At 60.2% G+C, this 16132-nt stretch carries 23 protein-coding genes; 13 read left to right on the top strand and 10 right to left on the bottom strand.

Features of this window, described 5'->3' with window-relative positions:
* Positions 1 to 396 precede the first annotated feature (396 nt).
* The gene (locus tag NKJ58_RS08425) at positions 397 to 759 is read right to left on the bottom strand and encodes an HNH endonuclease (protein WP_352852968.1); all 363 of its coding nucleotides are present in this window, start codon (positions 757 to 759) and stop codon (positions 397 to 399) included.
* 270 nt (positions 760 to 1029) lie between these two features.
* Positions 1030 to 1542, bottom strand: a complete 513-nt coding sequence (locus NKJ58_RS08420; protein WP_352852967.1) for a hypothetical protein — start codon at positions 1540 to 1542, stop codon at positions 1030 to 1032.
* Positions 1543 to 1750: 208 nt separating this feature from the next.
* On the opposite strand from NKJ58_RS08420, the gene NKJ58_RS08415 reads away from it, so the two are divergent.
* The 4 genes from NKJ58_RS08415 (at position 1751) to NKJ58_RS08400 (ending at position 3526) form a co-directional block, all read left to right on the top strand.
* The gene (locus NKJ58_RS08415; RefSeq protein ID WP_352852966.1) at positions 1751 to 1939 is read left to right on the top strand and encodes a hypothetical protein; all 189 of its coding nucleotides are present in this window, start codon (positions 1751 to 1753) and stop codon (positions 1937 to 1939) included.
* Between the two features lie 164 nt (positions 1940 to 2103).
* Complete coding sequence (locus NKJ58_RS08410) at positions 2104 to 2469, top strand: hypothetical protein (RefSeq protein WP_352852965.1); 366 nt, start codon at positions 2104 to 2106, stop codon at positions 2467 to 2469.
* A gap of 126 nt (positions 2470 to 2595) precedes the next feature.
* Entirely contained in the window at positions 2596 to 2925 is a 330-nt protein-coding gene (locus NKJ58_RS08405; protein ID WP_352852964.1) for a hypothetical protein, read from the top strand.
* 79 nt (positions 2926 to 3004) lie between these two features.
* On the top strand, positions 3005 to 3526 hold the full coding sequence (locus NKJ58_RS08400; protein ID WP_352852963.1) for an HNH endonuclease: 522 nt from the start codon (positions 3005 to 3007) through the stop codon (positions 3524 to 3526).
* On the opposite strand, the gene NKJ58_RS08395 is transcribed toward NKJ58_RS08400, so the two are convergent.
* Positions 3464 to 3994, bottom strand: coding sequence for a hypothetical protein (locus NKJ58_RS08395; protein WP_352852962.1), 531 nt, complete (start codon positions 3992 to 3994; stop codon positions 3464 to 3466). The genes NKJ58_RS08400 and NKJ58_RS08395 overlap by 63 nt on opposite strands.
* A 247-nt stretch (positions 3995 to 4241) precedes the next feature.
* The gene (locus tag NKJ58_RS08390) at positions 4242 to 6293 is read right to left on the bottom strand and encodes a bifunctional DNA primase/polymerase (protein ID WP_352852961.1); all 2052 of its coding nucleotides are present in this window, start codon (positions 6291 to 6293) and stop codon (positions 4242 to 4244) included.
* A gap of 202 nt (positions 6294 to 6495) precedes the next feature.
* Here NKJ58_RS08390 and NKJ58_RS08385 point away from each other — a divergent pair, with 202 nt between their 5' ends.
* A complete protein-coding gene (locus tag NKJ58_RS08385; RefSeq protein ID WP_352852960.1) occupies positions 6496 to 6747 on the top strand; it encodes a DUF982 domain-containing protein in 252 nt (83 codons plus the stop codon).
* Between the two features lie 4 nt (positions 6748 to 6751).
* On the opposite strand, the gene NKJ58_RS08380 is transcribed toward NKJ58_RS08385, so the two are convergent.
* From NKJ58_RS08380 to NKJ58_RS08355, 6 genes are all read right to left on the bottom strand, one after another.
* Positions 6752 to 7042: a hypothetical protein gene (locus NKJ58_RS08380; protein WP_352852959.1), complete on the bottom strand. Its 291-nt coding sequence runs from the start codon at positions 7040 to 7042 to the stop codon at positions 6752 to 6754.
* Between the two features lie 70 nt (positions 7043 to 7112).
* Positions 7113 to 8000 (bottom strand): hypothetical protein, encoded by an 888-nt coding sequence (locus NKJ58_RS08375; protein WP_352852958.1) that lies wholly within the window; start codon positions 7998 to 8000, stop codon positions 7113 to 7115.
* Entirely contained in the window at positions 7997 to 8335 is a 339-nt protein-coding gene (locus tag NKJ58_RS08370) for a hypothetical protein (protein WP_352852957.1), read from the bottom strand. Before NKJ58_RS08370 ends, NKJ58_RS08375 begins: the two co-directional genes overlap by 4 nt.
* Before the next feature lie 3 nt (positions 8336 to 8338).
* Complete coding sequence (locus NKJ58_RS08365) at positions 8339 to 8509, bottom strand: hypothetical protein (protein ID WP_352852956.1); 171 nt, start codon at positions 8507 to 8509, stop codon at positions 8339 to 8341.
* Positions 8506 to 9162 carry a Lar family restriction alleviation protein gene (locus tag NKJ58_RS08360; protein ID WP_352852955.1) on the bottom strand — a complete coding sequence of 219 codons (657 nt, stop codon included), beginning with the start codon at positions 9160 to 9162 and terminating at the stop codon, positions 8506 to 8508. The genes NKJ58_RS08365 and NKJ58_RS08360 overlap by 4 nt, the downstream gene beginning before the upstream one ends.
* The gene (locus NKJ58_RS08355) at positions 9159 to 9875 is read right to left on the bottom strand and encodes a hypothetical protein (protein WP_352852954.1); all 717 of its coding nucleotides are present in this window, start codon (positions 9873 to 9875) and stop codon (positions 9159 to 9161) included. The genes NKJ58_RS08360 and NKJ58_RS08355 overlap by 4 nt, the downstream gene beginning before the upstream one ends.
* 35 nt (positions 9876 to 9910) lie before the next feature.
* On the opposite strand from NKJ58_RS08355, the gene NKJ58_RS08350 reads away from it, so the two are divergent.
* The 8 genes from NKJ58_RS08350 (at position 9911) to NKJ58_RS08315 (ending at position 16130) form a co-directional block, all read left to right on the top strand.
* Positions 9911 to 10348, top strand: a complete 438-nt coding sequence (locus NKJ58_RS08350; protein ID WP_352852953.1) for an endonuclease VII domain-containing protein — start codon at positions 9911 to 9913, stop codon at positions 10346 to 10348.
* Entirely contained in the window at positions 10345 to 10542 is a 198-nt protein-coding gene (locus tag NKJ58_RS08345; RefSeq protein ID WP_352852952.1) for a hypothetical protein, read from the top strand. The genes NKJ58_RS08350 and NKJ58_RS08345 overlap by 4 nt, the downstream gene beginning before the upstream one ends.
* A complete protein-coding gene (locus NKJ58_RS08340) occupies positions 10539 to 11228 on the top strand; it encodes a DUF6378 domain-containing protein (RefSeq protein ID WP_352852951.1) in 690 nt (229 codons plus the stop codon). The genes NKJ58_RS08345 and NKJ58_RS08340 overlap by 4 nt, the downstream gene beginning before the upstream one ends.
* A 398-nt stretch (positions 11229 to 11626) precedes the next feature.
* Positions 11627 to 12130: a crossover junction endodeoxyribonuclease RuvC gene (locus NKJ58_RS08335; RefSeq protein ID WP_352852950.1), complete on the top strand. Its 504-nt coding sequence runs from the start codon at positions 11627 to 11629 to the stop codon at positions 12128 to 12130.
* Positions 12127 to 13425 carry an SNF2-related protein gene (locus NKJ58_RS08330; RefSeq protein ID WP_352852949.1) on the top strand — a complete coding sequence of 433 codons (1299 nt, stop codon included), beginning with the start codon at positions 12127 to 12129 and terminating at the stop codon, positions 13423 to 13425. Before NKJ58_RS08335 ends, NKJ58_RS08330 begins: the two co-directional genes overlap by 4 nt.
* Before the next feature lie 85 nt (positions 13426 to 13510).
* Positions 13511 to 14077 carry a hypothetical protein gene (locus NKJ58_RS08325; protein ID WP_352852948.1) on the top strand — a complete coding sequence of 189 codons (567 nt, stop codon included), beginning with the start codon at positions 13511 to 13513 and terminating at the stop codon, positions 14075 to 14077.
* 327 nt (positions 14078 to 14404) lie between these two features.
* Complete coding sequence (locus NKJ58_RS08320) at positions 14405 to 14863, top strand: HNH endonuclease (protein ID WP_352852947.1); 459 nt, start codon at positions 14405 to 14407, stop codon at positions 14861 to 14863.
* A complete protein-coding gene (locus tag NKJ58_RS08315; RefSeq protein ID WP_352852946.1) occupies positions 14856 to 16130 on the top strand; it encodes a DUF2800 domain-containing protein in 1275 nt (424 codons plus the stop codon). Before NKJ58_RS08320 ends, NKJ58_RS08315 begins: the two co-directional genes overlap by 8 nt.
* Positions 16131 to 16132: the final 2 nt, after the last annotated feature.

Below are 16132 nucleotides of genomic sequence, written 5' to 3'. Positions count from 1 at the left end.
GGACGGGCCGTTTGACCACAAATGCGGAACCGGATTTTCCAGCATTCCGGTTTATCCATCCGGCGCTTGAAAACTGACTGTCGCGTATCTGAGATGCGAGAAAGTTGCCGGGCTTACACCGACGGCAGGTCTTGCGGCGCCCTCGAGGCCGTCTTTCCACTTTCACGCGGCTGAAGCCGCCGGAGAGTGGAAAACTGAAATCAGACTGAACCGCTCATTACACACCCCCTGTGTGAGAAATCGAAGTGGGCCGGAGCGGTGCTGAAAGGAGGAAACATTCCCGCTCCGGCCCACAGGCGACGAGATTGAAATCCCATCTCCTGTAGCAAGTGGGCTGCTTGTAGCCGATGTAGCGTTTGGATGCAAGAGACAAAAGATACAAAATTCCCAAAAATTTTATGCGGCAGAACGCCCGTGGTTTCCGTGGAAGTCGTATTTCAACTCACCTTCCCACCTCGCAAGAATCGCCTCGTCCTTCGAGTGGAAGGCGCCGAGATTGACGTATGCCCCGTCGACCTTGATCCGGGCCCGCCAGCGTTGATCCCGCTCGTGCCAGGCCACACCTGGGACGCCAGACGTGTTGTTCTTCTGCAGCGTTCGGTTCCGCTGGTTGACCGTCTGCGTCGCGTCGCGGAGATTGGCCCAACGGTTGTCGCCACGGTCCTGGTTCTCGTGGTCAATCTGATCGGTCGGCCATTCGCCCGTTATCAGCAACCAAATGATCCGGTGCTCCCTGTAGTTGCCTTTTTCGATCTTCACGCGTCGATACCCGCGTTGGCCGAGAGTGCCTGCGCGGCGGCAGGTTGCGCGCCAAACGAGGATCCCGGTGAGCGGATCGTAGTCGAAGGTGCGCCGTACAAATTCAGACGTGAGCATGGCACACATAAGGGGTGGGAAAGGTTAAAAATCTACAAATTTAGTGAAGCTGGCCTACAGGCTTGCAGCTACCGTGATCCGGTGGGGGGTAGGGGGTGGGGTCGGCCTCCGGCATAGCCCAGGGTGTCGACACCGCCTAATCAAGGCGCTATTTTATGGATACAAATCAACGTCTTGCTCTGCGCTTGGCGCGTCAACTGGCGTTATATCACGCATTTTGGCTACGATTTGGGCCTCGAGCTTGTCGATCTGCTGCTGCAGCTCTGTCGTCGTCATTTGGCTAGGGTCTTTGCCAGCGCCTTCGGGCCGTTCGTGGCGTTTGGCGCTGAATCCGGCGCGATCCAACACGCCTAGCGCCAGCGTCGCCTTGACGCCTGGCGGCGTTGCGTTGTCGGCCAGCATGCGCGAGATGGTGTGAATCGCTGCCGGCGCCAGCTCGCCGACCATGAAGCGATCCATTGCGGCAGCCAGCACCGCCTGCACTCTGGCTTGGCGAAACACAGACGTTCCAGAGGTCGCGGGGTAGCCGCCAGCAATGGCTGCCTCAATTTTACTCTTGCCATTGAGGTACTCAAATACCGCGATTTGTTGCCGCTCGTTGAGGTCGCCGGCCACGATAATGTCGGCTACATCGCTCGCCGCGCCCTTTATTTGACCTTCCGGCATTTTCCCTCTTGCAAATTATTTGGCGTGGTTTATGTGTATCGTTATCGGACTGATTGTAGCCGATACAACACGAAAGGGAAACACCCATGCTCTTCCTCGCTTTCCTCGCTTTCCTCGCCATCGCAATCCCGACCGCAGCCATCACGCTCGCAATCAACTGGATCGGCAACAAAGGCGCCTGGTAGGCGCTGAAAGGGAGTTCAGAGAAATGAGCCGCTACACAAAAACAGGCCGCTTCATCTACGCCGCCGCAAAGACCCGCGCTCGCGCCGAAGCTATTATCGAAGACATGTTCGCCGACGGCGAGGTGTCGCAAGGCGAAGACCCGCAAATCGAGCGTCTCACCGACCATCATGGCAAGGTCACTGGCTACGCCGTAAGCCTTCCACTCGCCTAACCCGTATCGTTCAAAGACACAAAGGAGACACCACAATGAAACACGATCACAACCAACACTCCACCTTCGCCAAGTCCAACGCCGGCCGCACCCGCCGGTTCACGCGCCGCGCCGCTATCGCGCGCAAAGCCTATTTCCTGACGATGATTTGAGGGAGAACGACAATGGCCGACATTTACGACCAACACAAAGCCGCTTTCGCCAACGTCGCTGCCTACGTGATCGCAAAGGACGGCAAGCGCGTTGCGACGATCGCTTTCAAATACCCCAAGGACGGCGCCGGCAGGCTTTACGCCTACGTTCATTGGCTCGGCGCCGAGATGGTGCGTGGCCATGCTGGCGGCTACGGTTACGACAAGCACAGCGCCGCGGTTTCCGACGCAGTGAAGCGAATCACCCCTGGCGCACACATGTCATCCGAACAGGCTGAAAACGCAGGCCGGTTCGCTGCAGAGCTGATTGGAGACAACGGCTCGTATTGGTACAGCCGCCTTGAGGCAATCGGCTTTGACGTGTGGTCAGCGGTCTGATGCGTGACTTCATCCAAGACGTTGCCAGCTTCCTAGCCATGGCGACCTTCCTCTACGCCGCATCGCTATTCCTCGCGCATTTCGCGCCTGGCTTGTAGCGTTTAAAGATCAAAAGGAGATACGACAATGCAGACCGCTCAAATCCACATCACTGGCTATCTGGTCGGCAATATCTGGATGCCGAACGCTGAATGCTGGAAGACGCTGGACTACGACGCAACCGCCAAGTCCTGGAATTGGGGTGAGAAGGGAACGCTCCGCGAGCATGTGCTCGCCGCAACCAACGATGGCGATTTTCAGTCCTGCGTCATCGCGCAAGGCGAAGTTGTGATTACGCACCGCAAAGGCGCGCGCAAAGTGTCGCGGTCTTTTCCGCTCACCATGTTCAAATCGATCTCCGATTGCGTCCACTCAGACCCTGACTGGTTTCCGGACTTTGGCGAGGAGGACGAATGATCCACCTCGCGCACGTCGCCTTCCGCACCGTCGCCGTTCTCACGCTGCTGGCGCTGATCCTGGCGCACTCTGCATCGCTATGATCACCGCAGAGTATCTTCGCTCCCGTCTCGATTATGATCCCGAGACGGGAGTTTTCGCGTGGAAGGCAAAACCTGGTGGCTCGCGTTACGCGGACCAATGGAACGATCAATTCGCGGGAAATCGCGCGGGCTCCCCAGCCAAGCGCGGCTATCGTCAAATCATGATCGACGACGTGAACTACCGCGAGCATCGACTCGCGTGGCTCTACGTCCACGGCAAGTTCCCCGAAGGGTCGCTTGACCACAAAAATCTCAATCGGTCTGAGAATTGGATTGACAATTTGCGCCCAGCCACCAGCTCGCAAAACAGCGCGAACCGTTCGAAGACGAAGCAAAACAAAAGCGGGCATAAAGGCGTTAGCTGGAACCGCCAAAAGCAAAAATGGGACGTAAGGCTTACCGTCGCTGGACGCCGCATTTTCCTTGGTGCTTTCGACGACGTGACCGAAGCTGCACTAGCCTATGCCTGTGCTGCCGCGAAGCACTTCGGAGAGTTCGCACGATTCGACGGCCTCTGAGTTGAGACCAAGTTGCCGACGCCACTCAGCGCGCGCCTGTGTGGCGCCTGGCGCTATTGCGTAAAGATACCTGGGAACGTTTTGCATCGGGTTCGCTGGATCCAGCTGCCAATCGGGATTGCCCGCCCGCTCTATCGCACCAGCCTTGACCGCCTTGAGCCAGAGCCACGCCTTGACGCTGCCACGCGGGAATTCAGACATCAGTGCGTGAATCTCGGTCGACGTGTACCAGGTGCCTGGCTCCATGCGCGCGACCATGACTTGCCATCCGGGCAATGCGTAGCGCGGTCGCTGCCATTCGCCTTTCAAGCTGATGGCGTTCGCTGCGCGCACCGCCGCCGCGCGTTCGGCAGCTCTGCGTTTGATCGTTGCCTGTGTCGCCATCGTCGCCGCCTTGCGCTGCCGCGCCTTCCTGGCATCGAGCCGGGCCATCGCCTTGTCGATCGCCTTGCGGCTGGCCGGCGTCACCTCGAATATCTTTCCCATCTATCTCACCATGTCCAAAAAGTCAGCCTCATGCCGCGCCTTTATCCCGCAGGTCCAAAAAGTCCGGGCCAGGGACGTAATGCTACGAGGGCCGCCCGCAAAGCGGCCTCTATACGTAGTATAGGGGTTGAAGACACACCCCTCTGAAGTCAATGAAATCAATGGTTTGTACCCCTCTGAAGACCCTCTGAAGATCGAGGCGTGAAGAATCCCAGATTGCTCAATGATTTCATGGCTTTGCAGAGTCATGCGCCTGACCCTCTGAAGGGGTCTGAAGGGGGTCTGAAGATGCATGCAATTCACCTCTTGCAAACACGATATTCTTTTGCAAACGGCTCGGCGGACCAACCGTGACGACTTCGATCGAGCCCTTTTCAAGCAGTGAATTGAGCGCGATCTCGAAGAAACGTTCCGGCACGCCAGCATGGCGATGATGTCTTGCAAATAGCATCGGCGCGTAGTTTGCGCCCTTCGAAGGGCTGATGTGGCGCTTCTCCTTGTTGAAGCGATCGACCATTTCGAGGAACACCCGCTCGGCCCGCTCGACCTTGGTCTCAGGGTCTTCCATGCCTTCGACATCGCCAAACTCGAATGCCGCGGTTGCGACGAACCGGCCGGCCTCCCACCGCATCTCCAACTCCTGGCCGATGCCGGCGTAGTTGGCCTTCTTGGTCTCGAGGATGCGCACGTTGGGGTCGATCTCGACGCCGGCATCGTCCTTGTCGCGCTGCAGGTAGAGCCGCGAGCGCACGCTGTTGTTCCACGCGACGTTGCCGGACGAGCCGGATCCGCTGGCCATGCCGGAGAGCGATGGGTGGGCGAGCAGCAGGATCGCGCAATCGAACTCGATCGCGAGCCCGCGCAGCATGCCTATGAACTGCCTGGCCAGCGATTTCACGTTCTCGTTGCCACCGAAGATGTCGGCGAGGTTGTCCAGCACCAGGAGGGCAGGGCGCAGCTCCGCAAGCGTCGCGCGCAGGGTCGAAAAGAGCTTTGTCTTCTTGAGCACCGCCGCGTCATTTTCACCGGCCACGGCAAGCAGGCAGTCCTTCCCGGCCATCACAGCGACATGCAAACCGCCCAACGTGTCCAGCGCCAGGTTCTCGCCGGCGCAGATGTCCTTCAGCCGGATGTGCGTTTCGTCCTCGTCATCCTCAGCCGAGAAATAGAGCGCTGGCCCTGGCTTCACATCGCGTCCGATCCAGCGCGAGCCCGACGACATCGCCACGCAGAGCTGCATAGCCAGCAGCGACTTGCCGGTGGCGCCGTCACCGTTGAGCGTCGTCACGTTCTTGTCGGGGATGAGGTCGGCTACGACGAATTGCCGCACCGGCTTTTCCTGGTCGGCGAAGCTGGCGGCCGAGCGGATGTTGAGGGCAGAAACGGGAATAGTTTCGCCACGCTGATCTGCAGGACGGATTGGCGCAACACCAACATCGATGTCGACAGCACCGAACTCGCCGCCGGCCGTCTTGTAACCAGGTGCGCCTTGGCCGTGCTCGAAGCCGTTCCTGACTTTGACGGCCAGTTCGTCCGGCATCCATGGCGGGGATGCTTTGACCTCGTTCCAGTGGTCGAGCATCAGGTCGAGCGCTGTCGCTTCGGCAACGCCGAACGCCCTAAGCTCGGCCGCAACGGAATATGTGACCGTGTCACCGCCGGCGCCTTCAACAGCCTCCGGTGCGTGGTTGACGAGCCAATCGACAGCCCTGGCTATGTTCTCGGCCCTGTCGAGCTCGATCAGCGCGCTGCCGTCTCGCGGCGCGTGCGTGGTGCGCCTGTCGAGCGTGTCCTCGAGCCATTGTGGCGCTTTATCCGGCTTCGCGTATACTTCGGTTTTATACGCTTCTCCGTCTATTGTGCTGCCCGGCGCCAGCACATAGCCGCGCTCGCCCCTGAGATCGATGCCGGGGAAATCGGGAATGGTGTCGGCTCTGTTGCCGAACGCTTTGGCGGTCCGGAGGTAGACGTGCACGCCGCCGGATGGCGTGGTGGCCCGGAGCGATTCTGGCAAACCCATCATGTCAAGCATGGCGAGCGAATCGAGACCGGACTTGCCCTTCTTGCAGTCCGCGTCGATGACGGTCACGCCGCGGCCAGTCGCGATGCCAATATTGTAGTTCGGGTTTTCGGCCCACCAGGCGGTGATGGCCTTGGCTGCGCTCGTTGCAAGATCCGGCCAATCGTCGATCGCCGGCACCTTGGAGTTCGGAATTACGGGAAAAACCCGGAAGCCGTTGGCCGCGGCTTCGAGAGCGGCGGCAAGCTTGGTTGGCTGCATGAGGTGTGCCGTCGCCTTTATTGTTCAGGGCCGTGCGCTACAATAGATCGCACAAAGATACAAACGAGGCAAGCCGCTACGGCTTGAGGGCGTCGTCGAGCGCTGCAATCTGGTCCGGCGCAAAGTCGCCTGGCTTGTGCGAAGCGCAGCCGGTTGGCAGGAGAAGCATTGCCAAAACGACGGCGCCGACTAGATTTCTCGCATGGCCTTTCACAGCTTCTCCGCGCCCGTCGCCATCCTCTGGTCTCGCGGCACCGCCCACATAGGCGATGTGGAACGCGCGCTTGAAGAAATGCAAACCTGGGTGCGCGACAAAGGACTGAGCCCGGCTATCGAGGCGGCCTATCCGATCTGCTACGGAGCGATTGCAGACCCGCCAAGCTCGACTGTTGAAGAGGCGCGCGCTGCGTTCATTGAAGCAGCGAGAGAACAGGGGAAGTTGCGCGGGGAGTAGCATGTCAGGCGGGCTCGTAGGTGGCCGCGAAAATGTCGGGCTTGCACGGGTACAATTCGCCCTTGATTCCGCGAATGATCCAGTCGCCAGCCATGGCCTTGTGCGGCCCTTCCAACGTGCCGATGTACAGTTCGCCGGGGCCAGCAAAGACCTCGCCGGCCCGGACAGCCTTCCAGTTCTCCGGGTTGATCTGCTGGACGACCGCCGGCAACCACTCAGGGCAGCCGCCAACGATGGTGCTGCCGTCGAACTGCACGGCTTCGATTACGACCGGCTTTTTGCGATATTTAGGCATCATGCATTCCTTTCATCAAAGAGGCTGGCGTAGGGAGAGAGTGGTCCGCTTCCCCCAGGGATGCGAATGGTCATCGGGATGCCTCACGAGCGGCGGGAATGGCTTGGATGCCCAGTTTCATTGGGTGATGAGAAGACGGCATCCCTTCCACCATGTTCCGCACCATAGCATCGGCCTGCGCGGCGTCGAAAAGGTTCGTGCCGACCGGCTTATGCTTCATTGGCCAAGCCGTGTTCTCGTTGAAGTCAGCCTTGAAGCTGATCCCCGCATCTGGTCGGAAGTTCTCCGGAAGACGCCACATCAGGAACCGGTCAACCATATGCTTGATCTGTGCGTCGGTTGGCACGCTCGCTACCGGTGCGACAGCGGGGGAGGCGCGTTCGACCAGCAATGCGTATCGAACAGCATGCTCGACATGAACCCGCATGACCGAATAGGGCGTGACGCCAACCGTATCTGCCGCCATGCGAGCAGCTTGGACAATATCGGGCGGCGTTTCCTGCCACGCTACCGGCTCCTTGCTCGGTGCCGCTGCTACCGGTGAGGCCGGTTGAGGCTGCGCATCGAACTCGTCGCCGAACGACTGGCCGGATATCGGGCCGCTATCGCCCCACGTCACCCCCACCACTTCAGGGTGATCAACTGGAGCGGCGAGAGCGGCGCAGATTGGCTGCAACGCAGCGGTTACATCGGATAGGCGAACTAGGTCGCTGTTTTCGTCGGGGCCATTTTCAATCCCGCGATATCCACGGAGCGTCGCTGCCCCTCTGGCAACGAACAGCTTTCCAACGACTGGCAATTCCAACTGCTCAAGCTTTCTCAGATCATCTTCCGTAGTGGTGTGGGTGGCGAGAGCGGCGTCGATGCGATGCACAACGCCCCACAAGAGGTCTTCTGCTGGCGCGAGTAGAAACTGTCGCGCTTCTTTCAGCGCCTCAACCATAACGCTGTTCGTCATGACTGCACCGCCTTGCGGGCGATGTCACCGCAATCGCATATCTGCTGCCCGTCTTCCTTCGTGACCGGTATTGCCTTGGGGGTGATGCATTCCGGGTCGCCGTCCCACGACGGAGTATCGACCCAGTTGGCCGGGTCGGCGTAAAACGTCAGCGCCTTGCGCACCGCATCCAGTTCTCCACTTCCTACCGTATTGGTAGGGGTGCGGTAATGCCGGTTCTGGAACCATTCCGAAGCAGCGAGGTAATAGGCTGTCTTGTCTTCGGCGCTGTTCGTCTTGAACGCTGCCAGGCGAAGGCGATCGATCTCGATCTCGCGCTGTGTGTCGCTTGTCATGATTTAATCCATCAAATGCATGAGCGCAGCAAAGGCGGTGAAGGCGAGACCTGAACATCCAAGGGCGGTGACTGCTGACGCCGCCCCCATCTGCAACAGCAAAAGGCCAAGGGCGGTGATGATGGTGAAGGCCCACCAAAAGATGGCGAGCCATGTTCCATAGGCGAATGTCATGACTTTTCTCCAGTTGTCGAGAGGGCGGCATCACGACACGCCGGATAATAGCCCTCACAGTTGCAGTATCGGTCGGGGTGTTTCTCGCAGGGCTTGAGGGTCTGCATCTCTGTTGATGCAGACGCCATGTTCAACGTGACGGTCGCTACCGGTGCGACAACGGGAGACGCGAAGAACAGCGGCTCAATTCGCGCGCCAGTGCATCCCCGCAGATACTTCCGAAAATTACTGGCCGTCCGCTCAGCATCTACTCTGTCGCGGCAAATGAACCACTGTGGGCCCGGCTCCGCTATGATGTACCAAAAGGCCGGCTGGTCCCCCGCTGGAGCGGCGAGGGCTGCTACCTCGGCGGCGAACTCGGAAAAATGCTGCTTGATTACGAAGTCCGGCACCCCGACTATTCGACCATACATTGAGGTCGCGTATTTATCGACCATCTGCGCCAGCCCCGCCGCATCCAGTTCTCCACTTCCTACCTTGGGAGGGGCGCGACGGTTCCATGCTGCGATGGCTTCATCTTCGGTCGCCGCAATCATCGCGCCGCCGCAATCATAGCACTGAACGTCACCTTGCTCCGGTGGGTACGAATGTCCATGGCCCAAGGCTTCCCCGCCGCAATGCGGGCAAGGCAACAGTTGTGTGTCGCTTGTCATGGCTTATCTCCTGCGAGGGAAAGAGCGGCGCGGGCGTCTTTGCCTTCTGGCTTATCGGTGACGCGCGCGGTGCGGCTGTTCATTCCTACATCGTGGCCGCTGTCACCTGCGCAAATCGGGCAGGCAGTCGAGCGACATTCGTAGTCGGCTCTGTGGATGACATCGAAGCCGCATTCGGGGCATTCGTAGTAGGTAAACCCCGGCTGTTCCGCCACCCCCGCCTCAAGGGCAGGGCTATCTGAGGGTTGGAGGGCGGGAGGGCTGGCGTATAATTTGCGCGTCTCGATCTCTAGCCTATCCCCGCTCCATGATGATCCGAAGGTTGCGTAGGGATTGTCCGGGATGGGGCCATGGTTCCAACCATACATGCCGGTTGGCGTTTTAAACCGCCACTGCTCCCCCACCACCTCAGGGTGATCGACGGGAGAGGCGAGGGCGACTTCGGCATAATGTTGCATCCGCATGTCCTGCTGCCTAGTCCCAAGCAGATGGAAATCGTCTATGAACGGATCGGCTCGCATTGCCTCGATAGCTACGCGCACTCTCGCCGCATCCAGTTCTCCACTTCCTACCTTGGGAGGGGTGGGGCTGCGAATAATGACCGCGCCTTGCCCCGTACATTTCGGACATTGCTGATTGGGCGCATTGCCTCGACCGCTACCGGCGCAGCGCGGGCAAAGTCCGGCGCTTGCTGTCATGTCGTCGCTTGTCATGGGGCGGTCCTCCTTGTCTGATTTGTATCGTTCGTATGACGCGACATTTACTCTTGCAAAGCTACATGTCAAGGTGTATATCGAGATTCATGACAGATAACCAAGGACCGGCGCGCAAACAGGCGTACGACGCCAAGTGGCGAAAAGAGAACAAGGCGCGGACGCAAGAATACTTCCGTGATTGGTACAAAGCTAACAAGGAACGTAGGAGCGCCAGCGAACGCAAGCGCAAATACGGTCTGACCGCTGAGCAGTGGGCAGCTGTGTTTGACGCCCAAGGCGGTAGATGCGCGATATGCTTGCGGGATACACCAGGCAGTAAACGCGGATGGAACGGCGATCACTGCCACACTATGGGGGTATTTCGCGGCATTTTGTGTCGCCAATGCAATCACGGTCTCGGCAACTTCCAAGACAACATCGACAATTTGCGGCGCGCAACCGCATACCTTGAGAGGCACATTTTCGCGTGACAAATTCAAAAGCACTCGACCCGCTGGCGCCTCGCATCGAGGAAGCCCTTCTGATGTCCGCGATGAGCCAGACCAAGTTCGGCTACGTCCACTTCGGCGACCCGGCGTTCGTCAAGAAGATGCGTGAAGGCCGCGGCTTCCGCCGGCCGATGATCACGAAGATCGAAAACCTGCTCAAGGAGATTGGCGTATGAGCCTGCGGATCGAAGAAGGCTGTTTCTACAAGCAGCGAGACGGACTGATGGTGGGCCCTGTAACCCGCAACGGCAGATGGTCGACGTGGCCTTGGACGACAGGCGTCGGCAAAGGCCGCATGTGGCGCGATGACGGTACTTATGGTGCCGAGATCGGTATCATCCACTCGAAAGACTTGGTCGAGAAAGTCGAAGCGTCGTCGTTGAATGTTATATTTTGCGATGCCACAGATCGCGGTAACGAAACGGAAACCATAATTGTTAACGACAGAAATACTTCGTTGACGAATGTCGAAAACGTACCGACAACGGTCTTCAGGGACAGTTTGGAAGTGAAGAATGGGTCGGCCGAAGTAGCCGATCTCGCCGGGGAGACTTTCGCGCCACTCGATACTTTGACGATGCGCGCGACGGATATTGCCGGCAAAGCGTCAAACCTTGTTGGTGGTGATCGAGATCGCCAGCACGGCGCCAAGCGCGACAACTTTTCTCGCATCGCGACCGCATGGAACGCGTGGCTGCACATCCGCAAGGATCCCGCAGCGCCACTCGACGCCCACGACGTGGGCGTGATGATGACCATGATGAAACTGGCCAGGACGCAGTCCGGCAACCTGAACATCGACGACTACATCGATGCCTGCGGCTATGCCGCGTGCGCCGGTGAGGTCGCCCAGGCGGCCTGAGAATAATTCGAGCATTGTCACAAAACGTTACTGGCTGAAACACTTGCGTAAACTAGGGCGGCTGATAAAGACCATATCGGGCTTAGTAACCCGGATCGAGACTAGAGAGCGGCCTGATGGGCGCTTTGACAAGTGCGCCTGCTTGGCGGCCGCGCACGCTTCCTGGCCTTTTGGCCGGGGGCGGCGCGCGAATGTCCAAGCGCAAGCTAAAGGCGCGCCGGCCCGTCGTCTCGACGTGTTACTAACCCCCGGCTTTGCCCCAGCCTAGCGGATATCGTACAACGAGTACGAAACAAGAACAGCCGTTGACTAACGGTGCGGCAAATCGTACGATCGTGCATTGATTTTCGTACACTTTGTACAAATTAACATCTTCTTTGGGATCGGAGCTGACGGGCATGAGCAGTGTTAAGTTGATGAATCTCGACCTCGGCACGAAGACGGGGTTTGCTGTGGGCGGCGCCAACCACATGGTGAGCGGCACCTGGAATCTCAAGCCAGGCCGGTTCGACGGCGGCGGCATGCGCTTCGTGAAGTTCAGGCAGCGGCTCGACGAGGTGTATGCGGCGTACGGCTTCACGCACGTCTTCTTCGAGGAAGTGCGCCGGCACGCCGGCACCGACGCCGCCCATGTTTACGGTGGGCTGATGGCGACTCTCACGGCGTGGTGCGAGGAGAAGAAGCTGCCGTACCAAGGCGTGCCCGTAGGAACCATCAAAAAGGGATTCACGGGTAACGGGAACGCTTCGAAAGACCTGATGATCGCTGAGTGCGTGCGCCGTGGCTTCCAGCCGGCTGACGACAACGAAGCCGACGCGATCGGGCTGCACGATTGGGCGCTGAAGGAGATGGGGCTGGCGCCGCCGAAAGAGCCCGCGTCCGCGGTGAAGGCGGCTGCTTGACCCTTCTCGACCTTGCCTACCAGGACGAGGGCGCAGCCTTCCTCGCCAGCCGCAAGACGGCGCTGCTGGCGGACGACCCGCGGCTCGGCAAGACCATCCAGTCGATCCGCGCGGCCGACATCGCCCAAGCGCTCAAGGTGCTGATCATCTGCCCCGCTGGTGTGGTGGAGAACTGGCGCCGGGAGATCGCAAAGCACCGCCGCGGCGACTGGTCGGCTTTCGTCACGTCCTTCGAGAAGGCGGCCGGCTCCGACTACAAGCGGATCCTCGCGCAGGAGTGGTGCATCTGCATCGTCGACGAAGGGCATTATCTCAAGAGCCTCACCGCGAAGCGCACGACCGCCGTCTACGGCGACAAGGCGAAGATGGGCGCTGACGCCCTGGCTGGCCGCGCCGCGCAAGTGTGGGTGCTCACTGGCACGCCGATGCTCAACCACGCCGGCGAGATGTTCCCGCACCTCCGCGCGCTCCACACGGCCGCCGTCACATCCGAGCGCACCGGCCAGCCGTGGACCTACCAACAATTCATCGTCTCGTACTGCCAGATGCAGTCGAATGGGTTCGGCGACAAGATCGTGGGCAGCAAAAACGAAGCGAAGCTGCACGCCAAGCTCGACGGCTGGATGCTGCGCCGGCGCAAGAAGGACGTTCTGAAGCACCTGCCGCCGACCCGGTTCGAAGACCTGTTCATCGAAGGCGACGTGACCGGCTTGCCGGGCGACGAAATCGAACTGGTGCGAAAGGTGCTGGCGGAGGAGGGCATCAAGGGGCTCGGCCGTGTGGCGGCCAACGGCAGCGTGTCGACGCTCCGGCGGCTCGTCGGCATGGCCAAGGTGCCGGCGATGCGCAGCTGGCTCGCCGACTGGCTCGAGAGCAATCCGCCAGAGGACAAGATCGTCGTGTTCGCGCACCACCACGAGGTGATCGAAGCGCTCTACGACAAGCTGCACGTCTCCTTCGTGCGAATCAATCGCGACACCAAGAAGGCCGAGCGGCAGGCGGCGATCGACCGCTTCCGCGACGACCCGAAGGTGCGCGGCATCATCGCTAGAATGAGCGGAGAGGGCGTCGGCATATCCCTGGCCAGGGCCGACGAGATGATCGTCGTCGAGCCGTCATGGGTGCCTGGCGTGAATGACCAGGTCTACGAACGCATCGTCGATCTCGGCAAGGTCAATCCGAATTTCGTCCGCATCGCCATGATCGCTGGCTCGATCGACGAGGACATCCAGAACGCGTGTTCCAGGAAATCGTCGTCGATTGGCGCCGTGATCGATGGCTCGCCAAAAATGTAGCGATTGAAGATATTTTGTATCTTGCAAAGCGCTACAACTCAGTCTACACCTGCGTTAACAAAACCCAACTAACGGAGAACCAAGCGTGTCCATTCGCATTGAAATCACCGGCGAGAACACCCAGGAAATCGCGCAGAGCATCCTTCAGATGGCGTTCATGATCGCGCCACGGCTGGCGGCGTCGCAGGCGGCACCAGCGGAAGCAGTCGCCGAGACCGTGCAGCCCGTCAAGAAGCCGGCCCGCGCGAAAAAGGCCGATGCGCCGACGATCGAACATGACGAGAGCGAGGTGAAGACCGATGTGCGTGCCGATACAGCATCTGAGCAGCCTGGCAGCAGCGCAGCACAACCAAGCGGAGATGCTTCGGCAGAGGCAGATGGCGTTTCGGCCGGTGCCGCGCAAGACAACGAAGCTGCGGCCGAAGTGGATGCGGTGGCCGAGCCGGCCCTGACCATCGACCAGCTGCGCGCCTTCACGATCAACGAATATCTGAACACGGTGTTCGAGAAGCAGGAGGACCGGAAGAACGCGTACGGCGCGCTGCTTGAGCGCTTCCAGATCAAGGCGATCACGGCGCTGCCCGTTGAGAAGATCAACGAGTTCAAGGCCGCCGTCGACGCCAAGATCGCGGAGGCGTTGGTCGGCAAATGAGATCGCTTCACCTAAGCTGGCTTGGCGCGGCTGCTGCAATGTTCGCGTCGTCAATGGACGCGGTGAGCGCGTCAATCATCTCGACGCCTCAAGTTCCGAACGGCGTCAAGAACCGCCACCGCAACGTTCGCAGTAGCCGCTACATGCCGCACCAGGGCAAGCAGGAGTGCGCGCGGCGCATCCGGCAGGGGTTGGGCCAGTGATCAGCGGCGGCTCAGACGACGACTTCCGCAGCCTGCGCAACACGCTGCTGATCCTGTGGGCCATGTCGTTGGTCGGCGCCTTCGCAATTGGAGCTTTGTTGTTCTGATGAGAGTTGTCCCGTCGATGCCAGACTACGCCGTGACCAAAGACGGTCGCGTGTTCCGGGTGACACAGTACGCTCACGGGCGCGCAGTGCCTTTCGAGATGAAGCCTCGACTGGACAGCGACGGTTATGTGTTGGTCGGCCAACACCACAAAGTCCATCGCATGGTGGCGGAGTCTTTCGTGCCTAACCCCGACAATTTGCCGGAAGTGCGTCACAAAGACGGTGTGCGCCACCACAACTCGGAGGACAATCTCGAGTGGGGGACGCATCTCGACAACATGCTGGACATGGACCGCCACGGCACTAGGCCGATCGGAGAGCAGAGGAAGATATCGAAGCTCACCGTCGATCTGGTCCGCGAGGCGCGCATCCGTGCGGCGAAGGGAGAAAGTCACGTCGATATCGCGCAGGACATGCCGGTAGATCGAAGCGTGCTTTCCCGTGCAATTCGAGGAGACACCTGGCGCCATGTCTGAAACACACACTGCCAGGAAACACGCCAAGCTGGCGCCGTCTGCGGCGAAGAGATGGATAAATTGTGCGGGGTCCGTCCGCGCAACCGACGGCCTGCCGGACGAGACATCGTCGGCGGCGGCCGAAGGAACGGCAGCTCACGAACTTTGCAGCCACTGCCTGACGACCGGCGATGACCCGGCGGCGTTCCTCGACATGTACGTCGACATCCACGCCGCTGAAGGCAAGCCGCGCTTCGTCAGCCTGTCTGAGGAGCCCACCGGCGAGAACGCCATGCGCTTCTTCCCGGTCGATGACGAAATGGTCGACGCGGTTGAGATGTACGTGTCCTTTGTCCGCGGACTGCTCGCCCAGGAGCCTGACGCCGAGATGGAAGTCGAACAGCGGCTCGACATGACGCACCTTCACCCAGCCATCTTTGGCACCGGTGACGCGACGGTGTTCCTGCCGATCGAAGCGCACCTGCATGTGCCAGACTTCAAATACGGCAAGGGCATCGCAGTCGACGCCGACGAGAACCCGCAACTGCTTCTCTACGCCGCCGGCGCCGCGCGCCGCTACCACAACCGCAAGATCGCCAAGCTGACCGCGCACATCATCCAGCCGCGCGCGCCGCACCGGAAGGGGCCGATCCGGTCCTACGATATCGACCTGCTGGACCTGTTCGAGTTCGAGGACATGCTGGCGGCCGCCGCGGCTGCGACGGACGATCCGAACGCGCCGTTTTGCGCGGGCTCGTGGTGCCACGACTCATTCTGCAAGATCGAGGGCACCTGCCCGACAAACAGGGTCAAGCGGTTGGCCGACGCCGGCGCCGAGTTCGGCGATGTCGAGACGGAAGCCAAATTCCCGGCGATCGACACGATGACCGTCGAGCAACGCTCCGCAGTGCTGCGCGAAGCCGACGGGCTGCTGTCCTACGTCAAGGCGGTCCAGGAAGCCGAGCATGCGAAGGCGCTCGCTGGCAATGGGCTGCCGGATTTCAAGCTCGTGGCGAAAAGAGCCGTGCGCAAATGGAAGGACGAGAAGGCCGCCAAGAACCATCTCTACGATCTTGGCGCCACCAACGACGACATCATGACGGAGCCGAAGTTCCGTAGCCCCGCGCAGCTCGAAAAGCTGTTCCCCGGCAAGAATGCGACGCTGCGCCAGGCCGCCATGGCTGACCTCGTCGTCAAGCAGAGTTCCGGCCTCAATCTGGTGCCGGCATCCGATCCCCGACCGGCCGTCAAAGTTGATGCGGCGTCCGAGTTCGAGGTTGTGGAGTAACC

The organism is Mesorhizobium sp. M0139, assembly GCF_040322455.1.
Classification (GTDB): Bacteria; Pseudomonadota; Alphaproteobacteria; order Rhizobiales; family Rhizobiaceae; genus Mesorhizobium.
The sequence above is the reverse complement of the archived record's forward strand: the minus strand, read 5'-3'. Positions and strand labels throughout refer to the sequence as shown.